This is a genomic window from Sarcina sp. DSM 11001 (genome assembly GCF_900101015.1).
Classification (GTDB): Bacteria; Bacillota; Clostridia; order Lachnospirales; family Lachnospiraceae; genus CAG-791.
Window position 1 is genome coordinate 5,254 of sequence record NZ_FNFZ01000017.1, and the last position, 15,732, is coordinate 20,985.

Annotated in this window: 12 protein-coding genes; 11 read left to right on the forward strand and 1 reads right to left on the reverse strand. The window is 53.1% G+C overall.

Annotation, left to right across the window (positions count from 1 at the left end):
* Positions 1-208 (reverse strand): hypothetical protein (locus BLT02_RS17180; RefSeq protein WP_175453774.1); only part of this gene is annotated, 208 nt, incomplete at its 3' end.
* Positions 209-613: 405 nt separating this feature from the next.
* On the opposite strand from BLT02_RS17180, the gene treR reads away from it, so the two are divergent.
* The 11 genes from treR to rpiB all read left to right on the forward strand — a co-directional run bounded on the left by treR (position 614) and on the right by rpiB (position 15,688).
* Positions 614-1,339 carry a trehalose operon repressor gene (gene treR / locus BLT02_RS10050; RefSeq protein ID WP_092994640.1) on the forward strand — a complete coding sequence of 242 codons (726 nt, stop codon included), beginning with the start codon at positions 614-616 and terminating at the stop codon, positions 1,337-1,339.
* A gap of 684 nt (positions 1,340-2,023) precedes the next feature.
* Positions 2,024-3,979, forward strand: a complete 1,956-nt coding sequence (treP, locus tag BLT02_RS10055; RefSeq protein WP_092994643.1) for a PTS system trehalose-specific EIIBC component — start codon at positions 2,024-2,026, stop codon at positions 3,977-3,979.
* Positions 3,980-4,218: 239 nt separating this feature from the next.
* Entirely contained in the window at positions 4,219-5,871 is a 1,653-nt protein-coding gene (gene treC, locus BLT02_RS10060) for an alpha,alpha-phosphotrehalase (RefSeq protein ID WP_092994646.1), read from the forward strand.
* A gap of 592 nt (positions 5,872-6,463) precedes the next feature.
* Positions 6,464-8,023, forward strand: a complete 1,560-nt coding sequence (locus BLT02_RS10065) for a glycosyltransferase (protein ID WP_092994649.1) — start codon at positions 6,464-6,466, stop codon at positions 8,021-8,023.
* A 189-nt stretch (positions 8,024-8,212) separates the two neighbouring features.
* A complete protein-coding gene (locus tag BLT02_RS10070) occupies positions 8,213-9,544 on the forward strand; it encodes a glycosyltransferase (protein WP_139187543.1) in 1,332 nt (443 codons plus the stop codon).
* A 158-nt stretch (positions 9,545-9,702) separates the two neighbouring features.
* Positions 9,703-11,022 carry a glycosyltransferase family 2 protein gene (locus tag BLT02_RS10075; protein WP_092994654.1) on the forward strand — a complete coding sequence of 440 codons (1,320 nt, stop codon included), beginning with the start codon at positions 9,703-9,705 and terminating at the stop codon, positions 11,020-11,022.
* A gap of 246 nt (positions 11,023-11,268) precedes the next feature.
* Positions 11,269-11,910 carry a hypothetical protein gene (locus tag BLT02_RS10080; protein WP_092994657.1) on the forward strand — a complete coding sequence of 214 codons (642 nt, stop codon included), beginning with the start codon at positions 11,269-11,271 and terminating at the stop codon, positions 11,908-11,910.
* Between the two features lie 209 nt (positions 11,911-12,119).
* On the forward strand, positions 12,120-12,965 hold the full coding sequence (locus BLT02_RS10085) for a flavin reductase family protein (protein ID WP_092994660.1): 846 nt from the start codon (positions 12,120-12,122) through the stop codon (positions 12,963-12,965).
* Entirely contained in the window at positions 12,966-14,264 is a 1,299-nt protein-coding gene (locus BLT02_RS10090; protein WP_092994663.1) for a UDP-N-acetylglucosamine 1-carboxyvinyltransferase, read from the forward strand.
* Between the two features lie 142 nt (positions 14,265-14,406).
* Positions 14,407-15,168 carry an ECF transporter S component gene (locus BLT02_RS10095; RefSeq protein ID WP_092994666.1) on the forward strand — a complete coding sequence of 254 codons (762 nt, stop codon included), beginning with the start codon at positions 14,407-14,409 and terminating at the stop codon, positions 15,166-15,168.
* Between the two features lie 91 nt (positions 15,169-15,259).
* Positions 15,260-15,688, forward strand: coding sequence for a ribose 5-phosphate isomerase B (rpiB, locus tag BLT02_RS10100; protein ID WP_092994669.1), 429 nt, complete (start codon positions 15,260-15,262; stop codon positions 15,686-15,688).
* Positions 15,689-15,732: the final 44 nt, after the last annotated feature.

The following is a 15,732-nucleotide window of genomic DNA, read 5'->3' on the forward strand; positions in this document are numbered from 1 at the left end:
CAAGGCCGTCCACCCCGGAAGTCTGCTCCTCTGCAAGGCCGTCCTCTCCGGAAGCCTGCTCTTCTGCAAGGCCGTCCTCCCCGGAAGTCTGCACCGGAACATCCTTCGGCTCTGCAGCTGTGGGTGTCATCGGCATAGAGCCCGTCAGGACCATTAGACACAGAAGCACTGCAAACGTATGGATCCATTTACTTGTTTTCCTTCTCATACCTGTCTCCTCCTGTTACCTGTTTTGTTAAACCCGGGAGATCCCCCAGGTTTTGAGATGGTCTGTAACATAGACTTTAGCATAAAGATTCTTTATCAAAAAGGCTATAAATGACTGAAAAAAGAGATAAAGTTTCTTTATTACAAAAAGTAATAAATGAGTAAAAAAAGAGATGAAGTTTCTTTATCACGAATGTGATAAATGAGTAAAAAAGAATGGTATGAAGGATCTTATCACAAAAGTATTTGACTTATTTGTTTGAACAATTTATGATAAATTTGTAAATAATAGACATTTTATACAATCACATAATACAATAGCTACCAGGAAACGAAGCATGCTTTTCAGAGTACCCATCTAAACATCAGGGTCTTAACTTGAACATAATCAACCGGAGGTATACAGGTGCCCGCAAAGAAATACAGTACGATTTATGAAGACTTGAAGAATAAAATTGAAAAGGGCGTCTATAAAATGCAGTCCTGTCTTCCGACAGAGTACGCGCTTGTAGAAATGTACGGATGCTCCAGAAATACCATCCGCAGGGCGGTTCAGGAACTGTCCGGGATCGGTTATGTTCAAAGTATTCACGGCAAGGGGGTTGTGGTCATTTATCAAAACACTGCCCGGTCGGATTTTTCTATCGGGGTGATCGAAAGCCTCAAAGAAGCTGCCGGCCGCAACGGTGTGGAATATCACACGAAGGTGCTTGTTTTTTCCGAATTCGTTGTTGATGAACATCTTCACCGGCGCCTGGGGTTTGCAGTTGGGGAAGAGGTCTTTTATCTTCAGCGAGTCAGGTACTTCGATAACATCCCTGTGATCCTCGATAACAACTGGTTTTTAAAATCAGTTGTCCCGGGACTCACAGAGGAGATCGCCGCGGATTCCGTTTACGCCTATATGGAAGATGAACTCGGTCAGACGATCGTCACAGCCAGACGCACCATTTCAATAGAAAAAGCGTCAGAGATCGATCATCAACATCTTGATCTGGGGGATTATGACTGTCTGGCTGTTGTCAGTTCCCAGACCTTTAATGCAGACGGCATCATGTTTGAGTATACAGAATCCCGGCATCGGCCGGATCGTTTTAAATTCTCGACCATAGCAGTCCGGCAGAAAAGCTGATGACCACAGCTGTCAGTGCAGACATCAGGGTGTTCTGTAAAGCCCCTGGCAGGAAACTTACAGGTTTATTCCACAAAATTAATGCATATCAGACCATACTACTTATCAGACATAATACTCATCAGATCATAATACATATAAGACCATAGCACATATCAGACCATAATATTCATCAGACCATAATACATATCAGACCGTTACTCCCGCAGGTTGGACGCAAGGCATGTCCGCCCGCGGGAGTTTTTGGATCCTTACGCATTGAATAGTGCCTGCTCCGGGACTATATGCTTCAGGATTGCAGTTCACTGATCAGGGTGGAAGAACCTGTTTTTGTTTGTAAGCGCAAAACCCTGCGTGTCTTTTTGTTCAAACAAATAGAAAATAGCTGTTGACAAATTTGTTTAAACAAGATATTCTGTGAGTACAGTAAATATGTTCAAACAACTGACCTGCATGCATCGGAAAAGGTGCGGGAACAAGAACACCGGCAACAACAAAGCAACAGCTCCATCAGCACCAATGACATCCAAAGTCAGAACATCCCGGGAAGCAATTGTCAAAAGCAACTGTCAAAAGTAACTGTCAAAAGTAACTGTCAAAAGCAATTGTCAAAAGCAACTGTCAATAGGAGTAACTATCAATAATGTAAAGGAAGGTAAAGGGGTTTAAGTACGGAGGTAGAAAATGGGAAAATATGCAGAAGATTGTAAAGAACTTCTGGAATATGTGGGCGGAAAGGAAAATGTAGCTGCTGTCGCCCACTGTATGACCAGAATGCGTTTTGTCCTGAATGATCCCGGCAAGGCGGACATCAAAAAGATTGAGGGCATGAAGGTCGTCAAGGGTACCTTCACACAGTCCGGCCAGTTCCAGGTCATCATTGGCAACACGGTATCCGATTTTTATAATGATTTCACAGAGGTCTCAGGGATCTCCGGTGTCTCCAAGGACGCCGTCAAGCAGGCATCAAAACAGAATCAGAATCCGCTGCAGCGTCTGGCGACGGTACTTGCGGAGATCTTTACACCACTCCTGCCCGCGATCATCACCGGAGGTCTGATCCTGGGCTTCAGAAACTGTATCGACAGTCTCTATGTTTTCCAGGGCGGCCACACCCTGGTCGAGCTCTCCCAGTTCTGGGCAGGCATTGACCATTTCCTCTGGCTGATCGGTGAAGCTGTCTTCCACGTCGGTATCCCGGTCGGTATCTGCTGGTCCATCACCAAAAAGATGGGCACCACGGAAATGCTGGGCCTGGTCCTTGGTATGACCCTGGTCTCCGGCCAGCTCCTGAACGCCTACGCAGTGGCGACAACAGCGGCTGCGGATATCCCCAAGTGGAACTTCGGTTTTGCCCAGGTCAATATGATCGGCTATCAGGCGCAGGTCATTCCCGCCATGCTGGCGGCCTTCACCCTGGTTTATCTGGAAAAGTTTTTCCGGAAAATCATTCCCCCTGTGGTATCGATGATCTTTGTGCCCTTCTTCAGCCTGACCCTCGCTGTCATGGCGGCGCACTTCATCCTCGGTCCCATCGGCTGGAAGATCGGTTCTGTTATTTCCTCTGTCGTGTACGCAGGCATCACCGGACCTCTGAAGGTCCTCTTCGCCGCGATCTTCGGCTTTGTGTATGCCCCTTTGGTCATCACTGGTCTCCACCACATGACCAATGCCATTGACCTGCAGCTGATCGCTGACTTCGGCGGCACAATGCTCTGGCCCATGATCGCCCTTTCCAATATCGCGCAGGGTTCCGCCGTTCTGGGTATGATCTTCCTGCAGAAAAAGAACGCGGAAGCACAGGAAGTCAACGTCCCTTCCTGCATCTCCTGCTACCTGGGCGTCACAGAGCCCGCTATCTTCGGTATCAACCTCAAGTACATGTTCCCCTTCGTCTGCGGTATGACAGGCTCCGCGATCGCGGGCATGTTCTCCGTCCTGACCGGCTGCATGGCCTCCAGTATCGGTGTCGGCGGCCTGCCCGGCATTCTCTCCATGAAACCGCAGTTCTGGGGCTTCTACGCGATCGCCATGCTGATCGCGGTCTGTGTTCCCTTTATCCTGACTACAGTCCTCGGCAAGGCGCGCGGCATTGACAAAGAGGTCGTTCTTTCGGATGATGATATTATTGCCGCTAAAGAGAGCGGCAGTGACTCCGCAGCGGAACTTGAGACAGTCAGCGGCCCCGTCGAGATGGGCGCTTTCCTTTCCGGAAAAACTGTTGACATCCATGATGTGCCGGATCAGGTCTTTGCTTCCGGCGCCCTCGGCGAAGGAATCGCCATTGATCCCGTGGACAATGTCCTTGTTTCTCCTGCAGACGCAGTCGTGACTACCACCATGCCCGGCTCCAACCATGCAGTCGGACTTCGCATCGCGAACGGCGCCGAGATCCTCCTCCACATCGGTCTGGATACAGTCGCCATGGACGGGGACGGCTTCACCTGCCATGTAAAAGAGGGCCAGATCGTCCGCAGAGGCGACAGGCTGATCAGCTTTGATGTGGACAAGATCAAAAAAGCCGGCCATCCTCTCGTCACCATGATGGTCGTGACCGATGACAACGGCAACGAAAAACTCTCCCTTGAAAACGGAAAAGAAGTCAAAGCCGGTGTAGACAGCATTGCAGTGATCGGGTAATTGACGGCAACTGTGATCGGGTAATTGACGGCAAGATCTGGTTCTTCCGTAAACGTCAGCAGCTTTTCTTTTGGGATCACTGATCCCGGGAAAGATAACTGCAAAATACTGCTGTTTGCGAAAGATTCCGGGATTTCCACAGAGATTTTGTCAAAGAACTATGCCAAAGTGATGTGTGGATCCCCGGCCGGCGCGTGGCGCTGACCCCGGATCCACATCACATACATCAGGAGGTGAAAATGAGCGATTTCAGAAACAGTACTGTTTATCAGATTTACATTAAATCCTTCTGTGATTCGAACGGAGACGGGATCGGCGATATCAACGGAATCCGCTCAAAGCTTGATTATCTGCAGGATCTGGGGGTCGATTATCTCTGGATCACACCCTTTTTCCTGTCGCCCATGAATGACAACGGCTATGACATAGCGGATTACCTGGCCATCAATCCGATGTTCGGAACGATGGAGGATGCGGAAGCCCTGATCCGGGAGGCGGGCGAGCACGGGATCCAGCTGATGTTCGATATGGTTTTCAATCATACCTCGACAAGCCATGAATGGTTTCAGAAGGCTCTCGCCGGCGATCCGGCCTATATGGATTACTATATTTTCAGGGATCCCGTGGACGGACATGCGCCCACAAACTGGGTCTCCAAATTCGGAGGCAATGCCTGGGAATATGTCCCCTCTCTCGGTAAATATTATCTCCACCTGTTTGATGTCTCCCAGGCCGATCTCAACTGGGAAAACCCGGCTGTCCGGGAGGAGCTCAAAAACGTGATCCGCTTCTGGAAGAAAAAGGGCGTGTCCGGATTCCGCTTTGACGTGGTCAATCTGATCTCCAAGCCGGATGTCTTTGAAGACGACTACGAGGGAGACGGCAGACGGTTTTATACGGACGGTCCCAGGATCCACCAGTACCTCAAGGAACTGGCGGGCGACACCGGGATTGCCGGCTGCATGACGGTCGGTGAGATGTCCTCTACATCCCTGGACAACTGTGTCCGCTATGCAAACCCTGAGGAAAAAGAACTCAAAATGGTCTTCAGCTTCCATCATCTGAAGGTCGATTACAAAAACGGCGAGAAATGGGCCCTGATGGAGCCTGATTTCAACGCCCTTCGGAACCTTTTTGTCAAATGGCAGGAGGGAATGCAGGAGGGCCATGCCTGGAACGCCGTCTTCTGGTGCAACCATGACCAGCCCCGCGCGGTCTCCCGGTTCGGGGATGACGGCAGGTACTGGAAAGAATCGGCCAAAATGCTGGCAGCCCTGATCCATCTGATGCGCGGGACACCCTATATTTATCAGGGCGAGGAAATCGGCATGACCAATGCCGGTTACACAGACATCTCCCAGTACCGGGACGTCGAGAGCACAAACTATTACCGCATCCTCATGGAGGAGGGCAAGAGCAGCGAGGAGGCCCTCCGGATCATCGGAGAGCGCAGCCGCGACAACGGCCGCACCCCCATGCAGTGGGACGGGACTGAGAACGCCGGCTTCGGCACCGGGACTCCCTGGCTCGGGATCCCCGCAAACCACACCACCATCAATGTCGAAACGGAGAAAAAAGATCCCGATTCCATTTACGCTTTCTATAAAAAGCTCGTCGCCCTCAGAAAGCAGTACGAGATCATCGCCGACGGCACCATCCGCTTTACAGATGCAGGCAACGACAATATCATCTCTTACGAGCGTGTCCTGAACGGACAGAAGCTCACCGTCCTGTGCAATCTGCGCGGTACAGAACAGGCTCCGGGCACTCCCTTTGAGGCTCCCGGAGGCAGGCTCCTGATCGGCAATTACGCAGACCGCGATGCTTCATCCGCCGTGGAAAAAATAACCGCCCTCCGGCCCTATGAGACCGTGGCGGTCCTGCAGGGGTGATCTGCAGCTATAATCAGTGAGCGGGGGATTTATTCTTCATCGCGCAATACTCGCGAGCGAGTCTTGAATTTTCATTAAACAGTCAAAACAGGCAGGCGCTGGACACGTCTGCCTGTTTGCGATTTATTGGCCTGATGTCACAAGTCACACCTGCACCAGCCTCGAGGTGTTTTCGCGCGCTCTTTGCGTGAAAACCCGAGTTAAACGGCATTAACACACTCGAAGAGTGTGCTGCGTGCAGCGAAAGCGCATTGGAATCGCCGAACGCAACGTTTCATGGTCCCACCCTGGTCAGGGTGTGACCAGAAACGCCTGATTTAGTGTACTTGGTATCAAACCGTTGTGGATTGTAAGAAAAAATGCTACTCTATTATAGGGGAAAAATACAGGGAAAACCCCGGCAGTTCAAGACTCGCCCGCGAGTCTTGTGCGTATCCCACGACTGAAGTCACGGGTATTGCGCGATGAAGAATAAAAAAATATAAAAAAATGAGACTGCCGCTTCCGGAGTCACCGGATTCGGTACAGGCGGACAAAAATCATAAGGCGGCCGGCAGCGGGTCCTTTCGCACCGGCAGGGAGTTGTTATTTCATGAAGGCAAAAACGTATCACGAGTGGTTTCTCTTTCATCAGAAGGAGCTTACGGCGGAGCTGTCCGCACAGAAACAGGAACCGGGGGCGGAGCTTACGACCGGGGTCGTGCGCTATTCGCATTTGAAGAATTATATACTCTCCGGAGAGGAAAAGCCGGATATTCTGGTTGCCTGCGATGACGACGGGGAGCTCTCGGAATATGCGCTGAGGATGATCCGTGATTTCTTTGCCCTGCACCCCAGGGTCAATATGGTGTATGGGGACGAGGACCAGATCTCCGGCGGCGCCCATGTCAGTCCCTGGTTTAAAGCGGACTGGTCCCCGGATACTTTTTTGTCGACCTTCTATTTCGGGAGCATTTTTGCGATCCGTTCCTCTGTCCTGGCTCTGCTCAACCCCGGCGAGAGGACTGCGCCGGAGTTCGAATCGGAATCTTCGATCCTGGAGGATGCAGTGGAGGAGCAGGAAGCGAGGCGGTCTGAGCCGGACACGGCTCTGCGCACATGGATCTATGGCAAGCTCTGCCTCAAGCTGGCCCAGGCTGACGGCGGTTTTTCCAGGCGCCGCGGCGAGGAGATGCCGATCGGACATATTCCGGAGATCCTGTTCCATGCGACGCACAAACCGGAGGCCTGGGACGCGAACCTGCTCAGGGAATCCCTGACCGGGCGGTTCAGTCAGGAGTCCGCGACGACCAGACTGATCAGCATCATCATCCCCAGCAAGGACAATCCGGAGATCCTCGAGCAGTGCGTCCGTTCTGTCATCGAGTACGCGCGCGTCCCCTATGAGATCATCATTGTGGACAACGGAAGCAATGCGGAGAACCGGGAGCGTATCCAGAGGTTTGTTGACGAGATCAATGAGGGGGATCTGACAGCGATCTATCTTTATAAGGAGATGCCGTTCAACATGGCCAGGCTCAACAATATCGGCGCGGCCTGCGCCAACGGCGAGATGCTCCTGTTCCTGCATGACGATGTCATGATCCGCAAGTCCGGATGGCTGTCCCACCTCTCCGAGAAAGCCAAGCTTCCCTATGTCGGAGCGGTCGGTATGAAGCTTTTGTATCCCAGCTCCAACATCATCCAGCATGCCGGAATCTTTTCCGTCGGGGGGGAACCGGTCTACAAGCTCCAGTACAGGAGCAACGAAGAGGTCTGGTATTACGGCTTTAACAAGGGCGTGCGCAATGTCCTTGCCATCTCGGGAGCCTGCGTGATGATCCGCAGGGAAGTGTTCCTCGAGGTCGGCGGATTCGATGAAGCAAATTTCCCCAACTGCTTTACCAACGTGGATTTCTGCTACCGCGTCTATGAAAAAGGCTATTACAATGTTGTCCGCAACAACATGTACCTGTATTACTATGACCCTGTCTCCAAGGAAAATCTGGAAACCCTGGAGGAGAGAGAAAAGCTCAGGCCGGTGGAACTGGAGAGCCTGAAAAAACTCCATCCTCTGCGGACCCAGACAGATCCGTTTTATCACCCTTATCTGACACAGGATGTGAAGGAAACGAAGTTCGTCCCTTCCCAGGAAACGGGTGAAGAGGAATGACCTGGTGAAGCGTTTTCCGGCACTGGCCGTGGAGGAAACGAAGTTTGTCCCTTCCCTGGAAACAGGCGGGGAAGAATAACCTGACGAGAATGACTTGATGAAGTGTTATCTGACGCAGGACGGAAAGGAAACGACAGTTATTCCTTTTCTGGAGCTGCGCGGCCTGAAATGACTTGACGAGGTGCAGCCGTGTCTCCGATTGGAATGATTCGAAATAAAATTACGTCAGCGGGAGCAAAGGGCGCGGAACAGATCCGTGCTGCTGCCGTACGCGCGACTGCCAGAAACGGAAAAGAGCCTTATGCCTATGAGGAGCCTTCGGAGGATGTCCTTTTGATGCAGGAAAATATCTCCGAGCGCCTGCGGGAGGGGGAGATCCCCTCCTCTGTTCTCGGGTCTTCTCTTTATTTGAAAAAAGACGCAAGACCGCCTCTCTTTTCTGTTTTTGTCGATGTGAAGGAACCGGACCTTCGACTGTTCAGAAGTACGCTGACTTCGGTGCTGGAGCAGACCTACGGTGAATATGAACTGTATATCATTGACAGGGGCATCTCCGACCAGGTGAGGGATGTGGTCGCCTGGTACCGGGAAAAAAGGATCCACTATCTGGATATTTCGGATGGATCCGGTTTTGCGGGCATATTTAACAGGGCGGCTTCCGAGGCGGCCGGGGATTATATCCTGCATCTGGAATGCGGCGATCTCCTGACGAAGGACGCTCTGTTTGAGACGGCCCTCGCGATCATGCAGACGGATGCGGAAATCCTCTACGCGGATGAAGACCGGCGCGACGCAAAGGGCAGACGGTTTTCAGATCCCTATTTTAAACCGGATTTCAGCCTGGACTATCTGTATGCGGCTGATTATATGTCCCGGATCATGGTCGTGCGCCGCTCCCTGTTTCTGGCGCTGCGCTTCCGCGAAGAATATGAGGATGCGCCGGAATATGATTTTGTCCTGCGCGCGCCCAAATCGGGTATCCACCATATTTCCCGGATCCTCTGTCATGTGTGGCAGAAGGGCGGACCCTTGCCGGAGTCATTGGACGCAAGAAAGAGGGCGCTGGAGGATTATTTCCGCCTGCGCGGTGTCAAGGCAAGTGTGCGGTCCACCAGAGGCAGGGATATCCTGGAGATTGAATATATTCCGGATATATTCACCTCCCGCAGGATGGTCGGCATTGTGGGCGGAAAGGTTCTCGACGAGAAACACAGGATCATAGGCGGCCTGCAGGATGAGCGGGGCAATGTCATGTTCGAAGGATGGGACGAAGCCGAAGAGGGCGCCCGTATGATGGCGCAGACCGCCCGGAACGCGTGGGCCGTGGATGTGCGCTGCATGAAGATCCGCCCGGAGCTGCAGGGACTGTACGAAGAGGTCTTTGGCTGTTCCTATGAAGGACATATCATGCACAGCTCGGAAAACCTCAATGCCCTGAGCCGGCAGTTCTGCGCCCGCGTGAGGGAGATGGGCTATTCCATCGTCTGGAGCCCTGTGCTCAAGCGGGTGGTCCGGTCCTGAAGGCTCCGATGAAGAACCTGGAAATAAGAATCTGAAAACGAAGAACTTGGGACTAAAAGAACCTGGGAATAAAGAACCTGGAAAAGAAGAGCCTGGAAATGAATGGCCTGAAAAAGAAGAACTGAAATAAAGCCCCGCAGAAGTGACGAAGGAAAACAATGTGTAAAAAAACTGTGACTGCAGTCCTTCCTGCAAGAAACTGCAGGCAGGACCTGAATAAATGCCTGAAGGCGCTGACAGCGGGAGAATATGTTCCTGAGATCATTGTGGTGGACGACGGCTCAAAGGACGGGACAGGGGAGATGGTCCGCAGAGACTGGCCCTCCGCTGTAGTTCTGACCCTGGGGGCGCACACGGGATACGCGCACGCCGCCAATTCCGGGCTGAGGCTTGTACGGACGGAATACGCCCTCTTGCTGCGGCCTGACCTGCAGCCCTCCCGCCGGTGTGTGAAACGCCTCCTGGATGCAGTGAGCGGTGAACCGGCCGGAGTGGATGGCCCCGGTATTTTCTGCGCGGTGCCTCAGGTGATCACAGATCCTGAAACTTATTGTAATCATCAAAAAACGATCCAAAAAGATATCCCCAAAACTATATCGAAAACTATATCGAAAACCAGCTCAAAAACTATCCCAAAAACCAGCCGTGAAACGATCCATGGAAATAATCGAAAAGGCACTGGCTGTAAAACTGCTGTCCGGAACAGACGGATCGGGAGTCCTCCTTTTATAAAACCGGCTTCCAGTCTGCCGTCAGCATGCGGCCGGCCGGCAGGCTGTCCCTCCCGTCCGGAGCCGACACTCGCTGTGCCGGACGGCTGTGCCCTGTATCGGATGGCGGTCCTGGAGCGGATCGGCTGGCTGGATGAGCGCCACTATGACGGTCTGGAAGCCTTTGACCTGAGTATGCGGGCGGCGCTGTACGGCTTTGACACTGTCCGGGTGCAGGGGGCTTATGTACGGCCTGCAGACGGAAGGGGACAGGATCAGGCGCGGGAAACTCTCCGCAGCAGGCTCGCCGCGGGCAACAGCCTGTTCACGTTTTATAAAAATATGCCCCGTCTGCAGCGGATCCTCGCCTTCCCTCTGGTAGCTTCCGTGCGGAGGACCCAGGAGGCTGCCTTATTGCACAGGAGCGGGAAAGACGGTTGGAAAGAAGGCCGGGGAAAAGGCGGGAACGAAGACTGGAAAGAAAACTGGAAAGAAGAGCACCGGATGGACATTGAGAGGGGCAGGATGCTCTGTACTCTGGAGAAGGAGCGCCGCGAAGCCTTTGAACAAGGCGCAGGCAGCTGGCCGGAAAACCTCTCCGAGGCTTCCTATCTCGCGATGGGAAAAGAGGCCGGGCGGATTTATCCGCTGTTTCTGGCGTATCGGGAACCGGCTTCTCCGGACAGGATCCCCCGGTATTTGCGGATCAGCCGGCTGCTTTTTCGCGATTATGTAAGGGATTATCTGTTATTTGATAATAAAGTCTGAAAATGGTCTGCACGTATGTTCTCAATTGATTAAGAGGACGGATGATGATATTATATGTGTATTCCCAGACTGAGGTACAACATATAGAGATATGGAGCAGCGCTGCTACAATTTTTGCTGTTTAAGTACAGCCTGTACATTGTAAGGCCGGCGCCGGGATAAATAAAATCACGTAAAAGCCCCGTATCCTGCGCCCTTGAAAGGGGCGCGTCAGTTTATGCATCAGTTTATAATGGAGGTCTGCAGATGCGCAACACAGTCCCTATCATGGATCTGAATAATCCCGATGAGCTGATCAGGGCAAACGGGGCCGCAGAGGCGGCTCACACGAACCGGCTCCGGGAGGAGGTAAGCGATTATACACAGATGATCGAGCAGCTCCGCGACCTGTATGACCGGAACAGTGAGCTGGTACAGAAGCTTCAGTTCATGAACAGGAGCCAGGCGGATGAGATGCGCCTCCTCCTGCAGGAAAACAACGACAGGATTTCGGAAAAGCTGGCTTCCCTGCAGGGACTGGATACGCAGGCCCTCCAGGACAGCGTGACCGCAGCCGTGAATTCCTCTGGGGATTCTGTCCGGGATGCGCTCGCCGAAGGCCTGCGCCAGACACAGGACCACGCTGCGCAGCTCAGTCAGCAGTCCGATGATTTTAACCATAAAGAGAACGTCAGGGTGTATAGGAACATTCAGGCATCGATGATCTCCGAGCTCGGGAAACAGACTGTTGAGCTCAAGGAACAGATCGATGCGCTGCAGACCCTTGTCAAGCCGGATCCCGCAGAGACACTGATGCGGAAGGTCACTTTTGGGCTCCTTGCCGCTGTGCTTGCGATCCAGCTTTTGGAGGGTGTCGGGCTTCTCAGCCTGTTCCTGAGCATGCGCTGAGGTTCTTTTTCATTTTTCTGTTTTCAGGCAGACTCAAAGTGATTTCAGTCCGCTTATAAATGCTGCTTAGTTTACAAGTGTTGCTTATAAGTGATTTCAGTCAGCTTATAAGTGGTTTCAGTCCGCTTTTTCAACTGTTTCAGCGCATTCTTGAAAAAGCAGTCCGGTTTTAAAAGCTGCGGGCAGAGCCCCGCTGAAATGAGAAAGGCATGGCAAGACAGTACTGGAGGCCCTCCAATCTGCTCTATCCGGTGCCGGCTGTTATGATCAGCTGCGCGGATGAAGAGGGGAGGAGCAACATCATGACAGCAGCCTGGGCCGGCACGATCTGCAGTGATCCGGTCATGGTTTCTGTCTCCATACGGCCCGAGAGATATTCCCACGGGATCATCTCCCGGACAAGGGAATTTGTCATCAATCTCACAACGGAGCAGCTCGCCTGCGCCGCGGATTTCTGCGGAGTCCGTTCCGGCAGGGATATTGATAAGTTTTCGCATCTGAAACTGACGAAAGTGCCGTCGCGCGCCGTGAGCGCGCCGTCCATCGGGGAGAGCCCGGTGTGTCTGGAGTGCGTTGTCACACAGATCGAAAATCTGGGGACCCATGATCTGTTTATCGCAAAGGTCGTGCAGGTCTCCGTGGATGAACAGTATCTCGATGAGAACGGCCGGCTGCGTCTCGATCAGGCAGGTCTGATCGCCTATGTGCACGGTGCCTACCTTTCCCTCGGGGATAAGCTCGGTACTTTCGGCTTCTCAGTTCGAAAACGCGCTCAGAGCAGGCTGGCGGAGATCAAGCAGACCGGAGAAAGACAAACCGCAGGAAAACAGACCTGGACAAAACGTATCGGGACAAAACGTATCGGGGCAAAGCGTGTCGGGGAAAAACAAACCGGGAATAAGCTTATCGGGGAAAAGCATCCCGGAGAGAAACAAACCCGGACAAAACGTACCGGAAAAAAATCATCTGCCGCGGGGCGGCAGACCACAAAAAAGAATACATCAGCGCACGGACGGAGCCGGAGGGCGCGCGGTGCGAAGATTGAAGGGGCTTAAATGGCACATTATATAGTTAAAGGGGGAAACTCCCTGAGCGGCGAAGTGGAGATCGCAGGAGCAAAGAATGCTGCGCTCGGTATACTGGCTGCTTCTGTCATGAGCAACGAAACGGTTACAATAGAAAACATTCCGGATGTGAGCGATATCCGCGCCATCCTCAGGGCGATCCAGACGATCGGCGCTCACGTGGAGCGGATCGACAGGCATACCTGCAGGATCAACGGATCCATGATCAGCAGAGACGCTGTCGTGGACAACGATTATGTCCGCAAGATCAGGGGGTCCTATTATCTGATCGGATCTCTTTTGGGCAAGCACAGGCGCGCTTCCGTGGCTCTGCCGGGAGGCTGCAATATCGGCCTGCGCCCGATCGACCAGCATATCAAGGGCTTCAGGGCCCTAGGGGCGGATGTCCGCCTGGCACCTCCCGGAATGGTGATCGCTGAGGCGGAGGTCCTGAGCGGAGCCCACATCTATATGGATGTCGTCTCCGTCGGTGCCACGATCAACATCATGATGGCTTCCGTCATGGCGGAGGGCACCACCATCATCGAGAATGCGGCCAAGGAGCCTCACGTTGTCGATACGGCGAACTTCCTCAACAGCATGGGCGCCAAGATCAAGGGAGCCGGAACGGATGTGATCCGCATCAAGGGCGTTCAGAATCTGCACGGAACCACTTATTCGATCATTCCCGACCAGATCGAAGCGGGCACCTTTATGTTTGCGGCAGCGGCGACCAAGGGGGATGTCGTGATCAAAAATGTCATTCCCAAGCATCTGGAGTCTCTCTCGGCCAAGCTCCTTGAGATCGGATGTCAGATCCACGAATCCGACGATGAGGTGCGCGTCGTCGCCACGAGACGGCTGGGGCCGACCAATGCCAAGACTCTCCCCTATCCGGGCTTTCCCACGGATATGCAGCCCCAGATCACTGTTCTTTTGGGCCTTTCCCGCGGGATCAGTATCGTCACGGAGAGCATTTTTGAGAACCGCTTTAAATATGTGGACGAGCTCACCAAGATGGGCGCTCACATCCAGGTGGAAAAAAACACTGCCATCATCGACGGCGTGGAAAAATATACCGGCGCGAACCTGAGCTCTCCCGACCTGCGCGCAGGCGCGGCCCTGGTGATCGCGGCGCTGTCCGCCGAGGGAATCTCGGAGATTTACGATATCAAGTATATTGAGCGCGGATACGAGGATTTCCCGGAAAAGCTCCGGAAGCTCGGCGCGGAGATAGAAGTAATCGATACGGAGCAGGAAAAGAGAAGGTTTCAGTTCAGAGTAGGATGACATTCAGCCCCGTGCTTTTGCAGGTACGGGGCTTTATGTTTATAAAAACAGCTCAGAGAGCTGGCTCCGCGGGAGCGTCTTGCAGAAAACAAGATTCTCCACGCGGGTCTTGAAAAAACAGTAAACGGTAAAGGAGTGTGAAATGGGAAACGGATTGATGAAAGCGGTAACAGAAAACGGCAGCTTCGTCGTGGTATGCCTGCTCGCGGTCGTAGGACTGATCCTGGTGGCGTATCTGTTTGAGAGGGCGGCCCGCGCCCGCAGCGGAGGCACCGAGAGGATCCTGGCAACGCGCAAGATCGTTATGATCGGTATGTTCTCTGCCCTGTCCGGCATCCTCTACTGCTTTGATTTTTCTCTCCCCGTGATCGCCCCTGAGTTTTACAAGCTGGACTTCTCTGAGCTCCCTGCCATGATCGCAGGTTTTGCCTTCGGACCTGTCGCGGGCGTACTGGTGGAATTCATCAAAGAACTGGTCAAGCTGGTGATTAAGGGCACCTCGACCGCCTTTGTCGGCGACCTGGCCAACTTCCTCATCGGCTGCATGCTGGTCCTGCCCGCCTCCATTATTTATCAGTTCAAAAAATCCAGAAAGACAGCGGTCATCGGCTGCGTGGCCGGAACCCTGGTCATGACCGTCTTTGGCACCTGGTTCAACGCGGTCTATCTGCTTCCGGCCTTCTCCAAGCTGTTCGGCCTGCCGCTCGACACGATCCTGGGCATGGGCAGTGCCATCAATCCTGCTGTCAAGGACCTGACGAGTTTTGTGGTCCTCATGGTAGCGCCCATCAATATCATCAAGGGCGTCGGCATTTCTGTCCTGACCATGCTGATCTATAAGAAAGTCAGCCCCATTATCAAATACGGACGCACCATGTCGGAAGGCGGCAGTGCCCGCGTCTGATCCGGGCTTGAGCAGAAGAAACGAAAGAACCATCGCGGGACGGCAGAGAAAACAGAAATAGGAACAAAGAAGGAAAAAGGAGGGAACGAACATGATCGCAATCGGATCCGACCACGGCGGCTTTGAATTGAAACAGAAAGTGATCGCTCACCTGAAGGAACAGGGAAAGGAAGTAAAGGATTTCGGGACCTACAGTCTGGATTCCTGTGACTATCCCGATTACGGCCGGGCTGTGGGAGAGGCAGTGGCCTCCGGCCAATGTGAGAAGGGGATCGTCATCTGCACGACCGGCATCGGCATTTCCATCACAGCCAACAAGGTCCCCGGCATTCGGTGCGCCCTCTGTCATAACACGACCACAGCCCGTCTGACCCGCGAACATAACGATGCCAACGTTCTTGCCATAGGCGCGGCCATGGTAGGTGAAATTGTCGCCATGGATATCGTGGACACTTTCTTTGCGACTGATTTTTCGTATGGAGAACGTCATCAGAGAAGGATCGACAAGATTGAGTGCTGAAGACCCGGGTCGGGATAAACAGTGATCACATGTCCCTGTGTGGC

Bases quoted from the DNA above. Each gene is read 5' to 3' on its own strand.
- treP (WP_092994643.1), top strand. From the start codon at position 2,024: ATGGGAAAATATGCAGAAGATTGTAAAGAACTTCTGGAATATGTGGGC.
- treC (WP_092994646.1), top strand. From the start codon at position 4,219: ATGAGCGATTTCAGAAACAGTACTGTTTATCAGATTTACATTAAATCC.
- BLT02_RS10065 (WP_092994649.1), top strand. From the start codon at position 6,464: ATGAAGGCAAAAACGTATCACGAGTGGTTTCTCTTTCATCAGAAGGAG.
- BLT02_RS10075 (WP_092994654.1), top strand. From the start codon at position 9,703: ATGTGTAAAAAAACTGTGACTGCAGTCCTTCCTGCAAGAAACTGCAGG.
- BLT02_RS10080 (WP_092994657.1), top strand. From the start codon at position 11,269: ATGCGCAACACAGTCCCTATCATGGATCTGAATAATCCCGATGAGCTG.
- BLT02_RS10085 (WP_092994660.1), top strand. From the start codon at position 12,120: ATGGCAAGACAGTACTGGAGGCCCTCCAATCTGCTCTATCCGGTGCCG.
- BLT02_RS10090 (WP_092994663.1), top strand. From the start codon at position 12,966: ATGGCACATTATATAGTTAAAGGGGGAAACTCCCTGAGCGGCGAAGTG.
- BLT02_RS10095 (WP_092994666.1), top strand. From the start codon at position 14,407: ATGGGAAACGGATTGATGAAAGCGGTAACAGAAAACGGCAGCTTCGTC.
- rpiB (WP_092994669.1), top strand. From the start codon at position 15,260: ATGATCGCAATCGGATCCGACCACGGCGGCTTTGAATTGAAACAGAAA.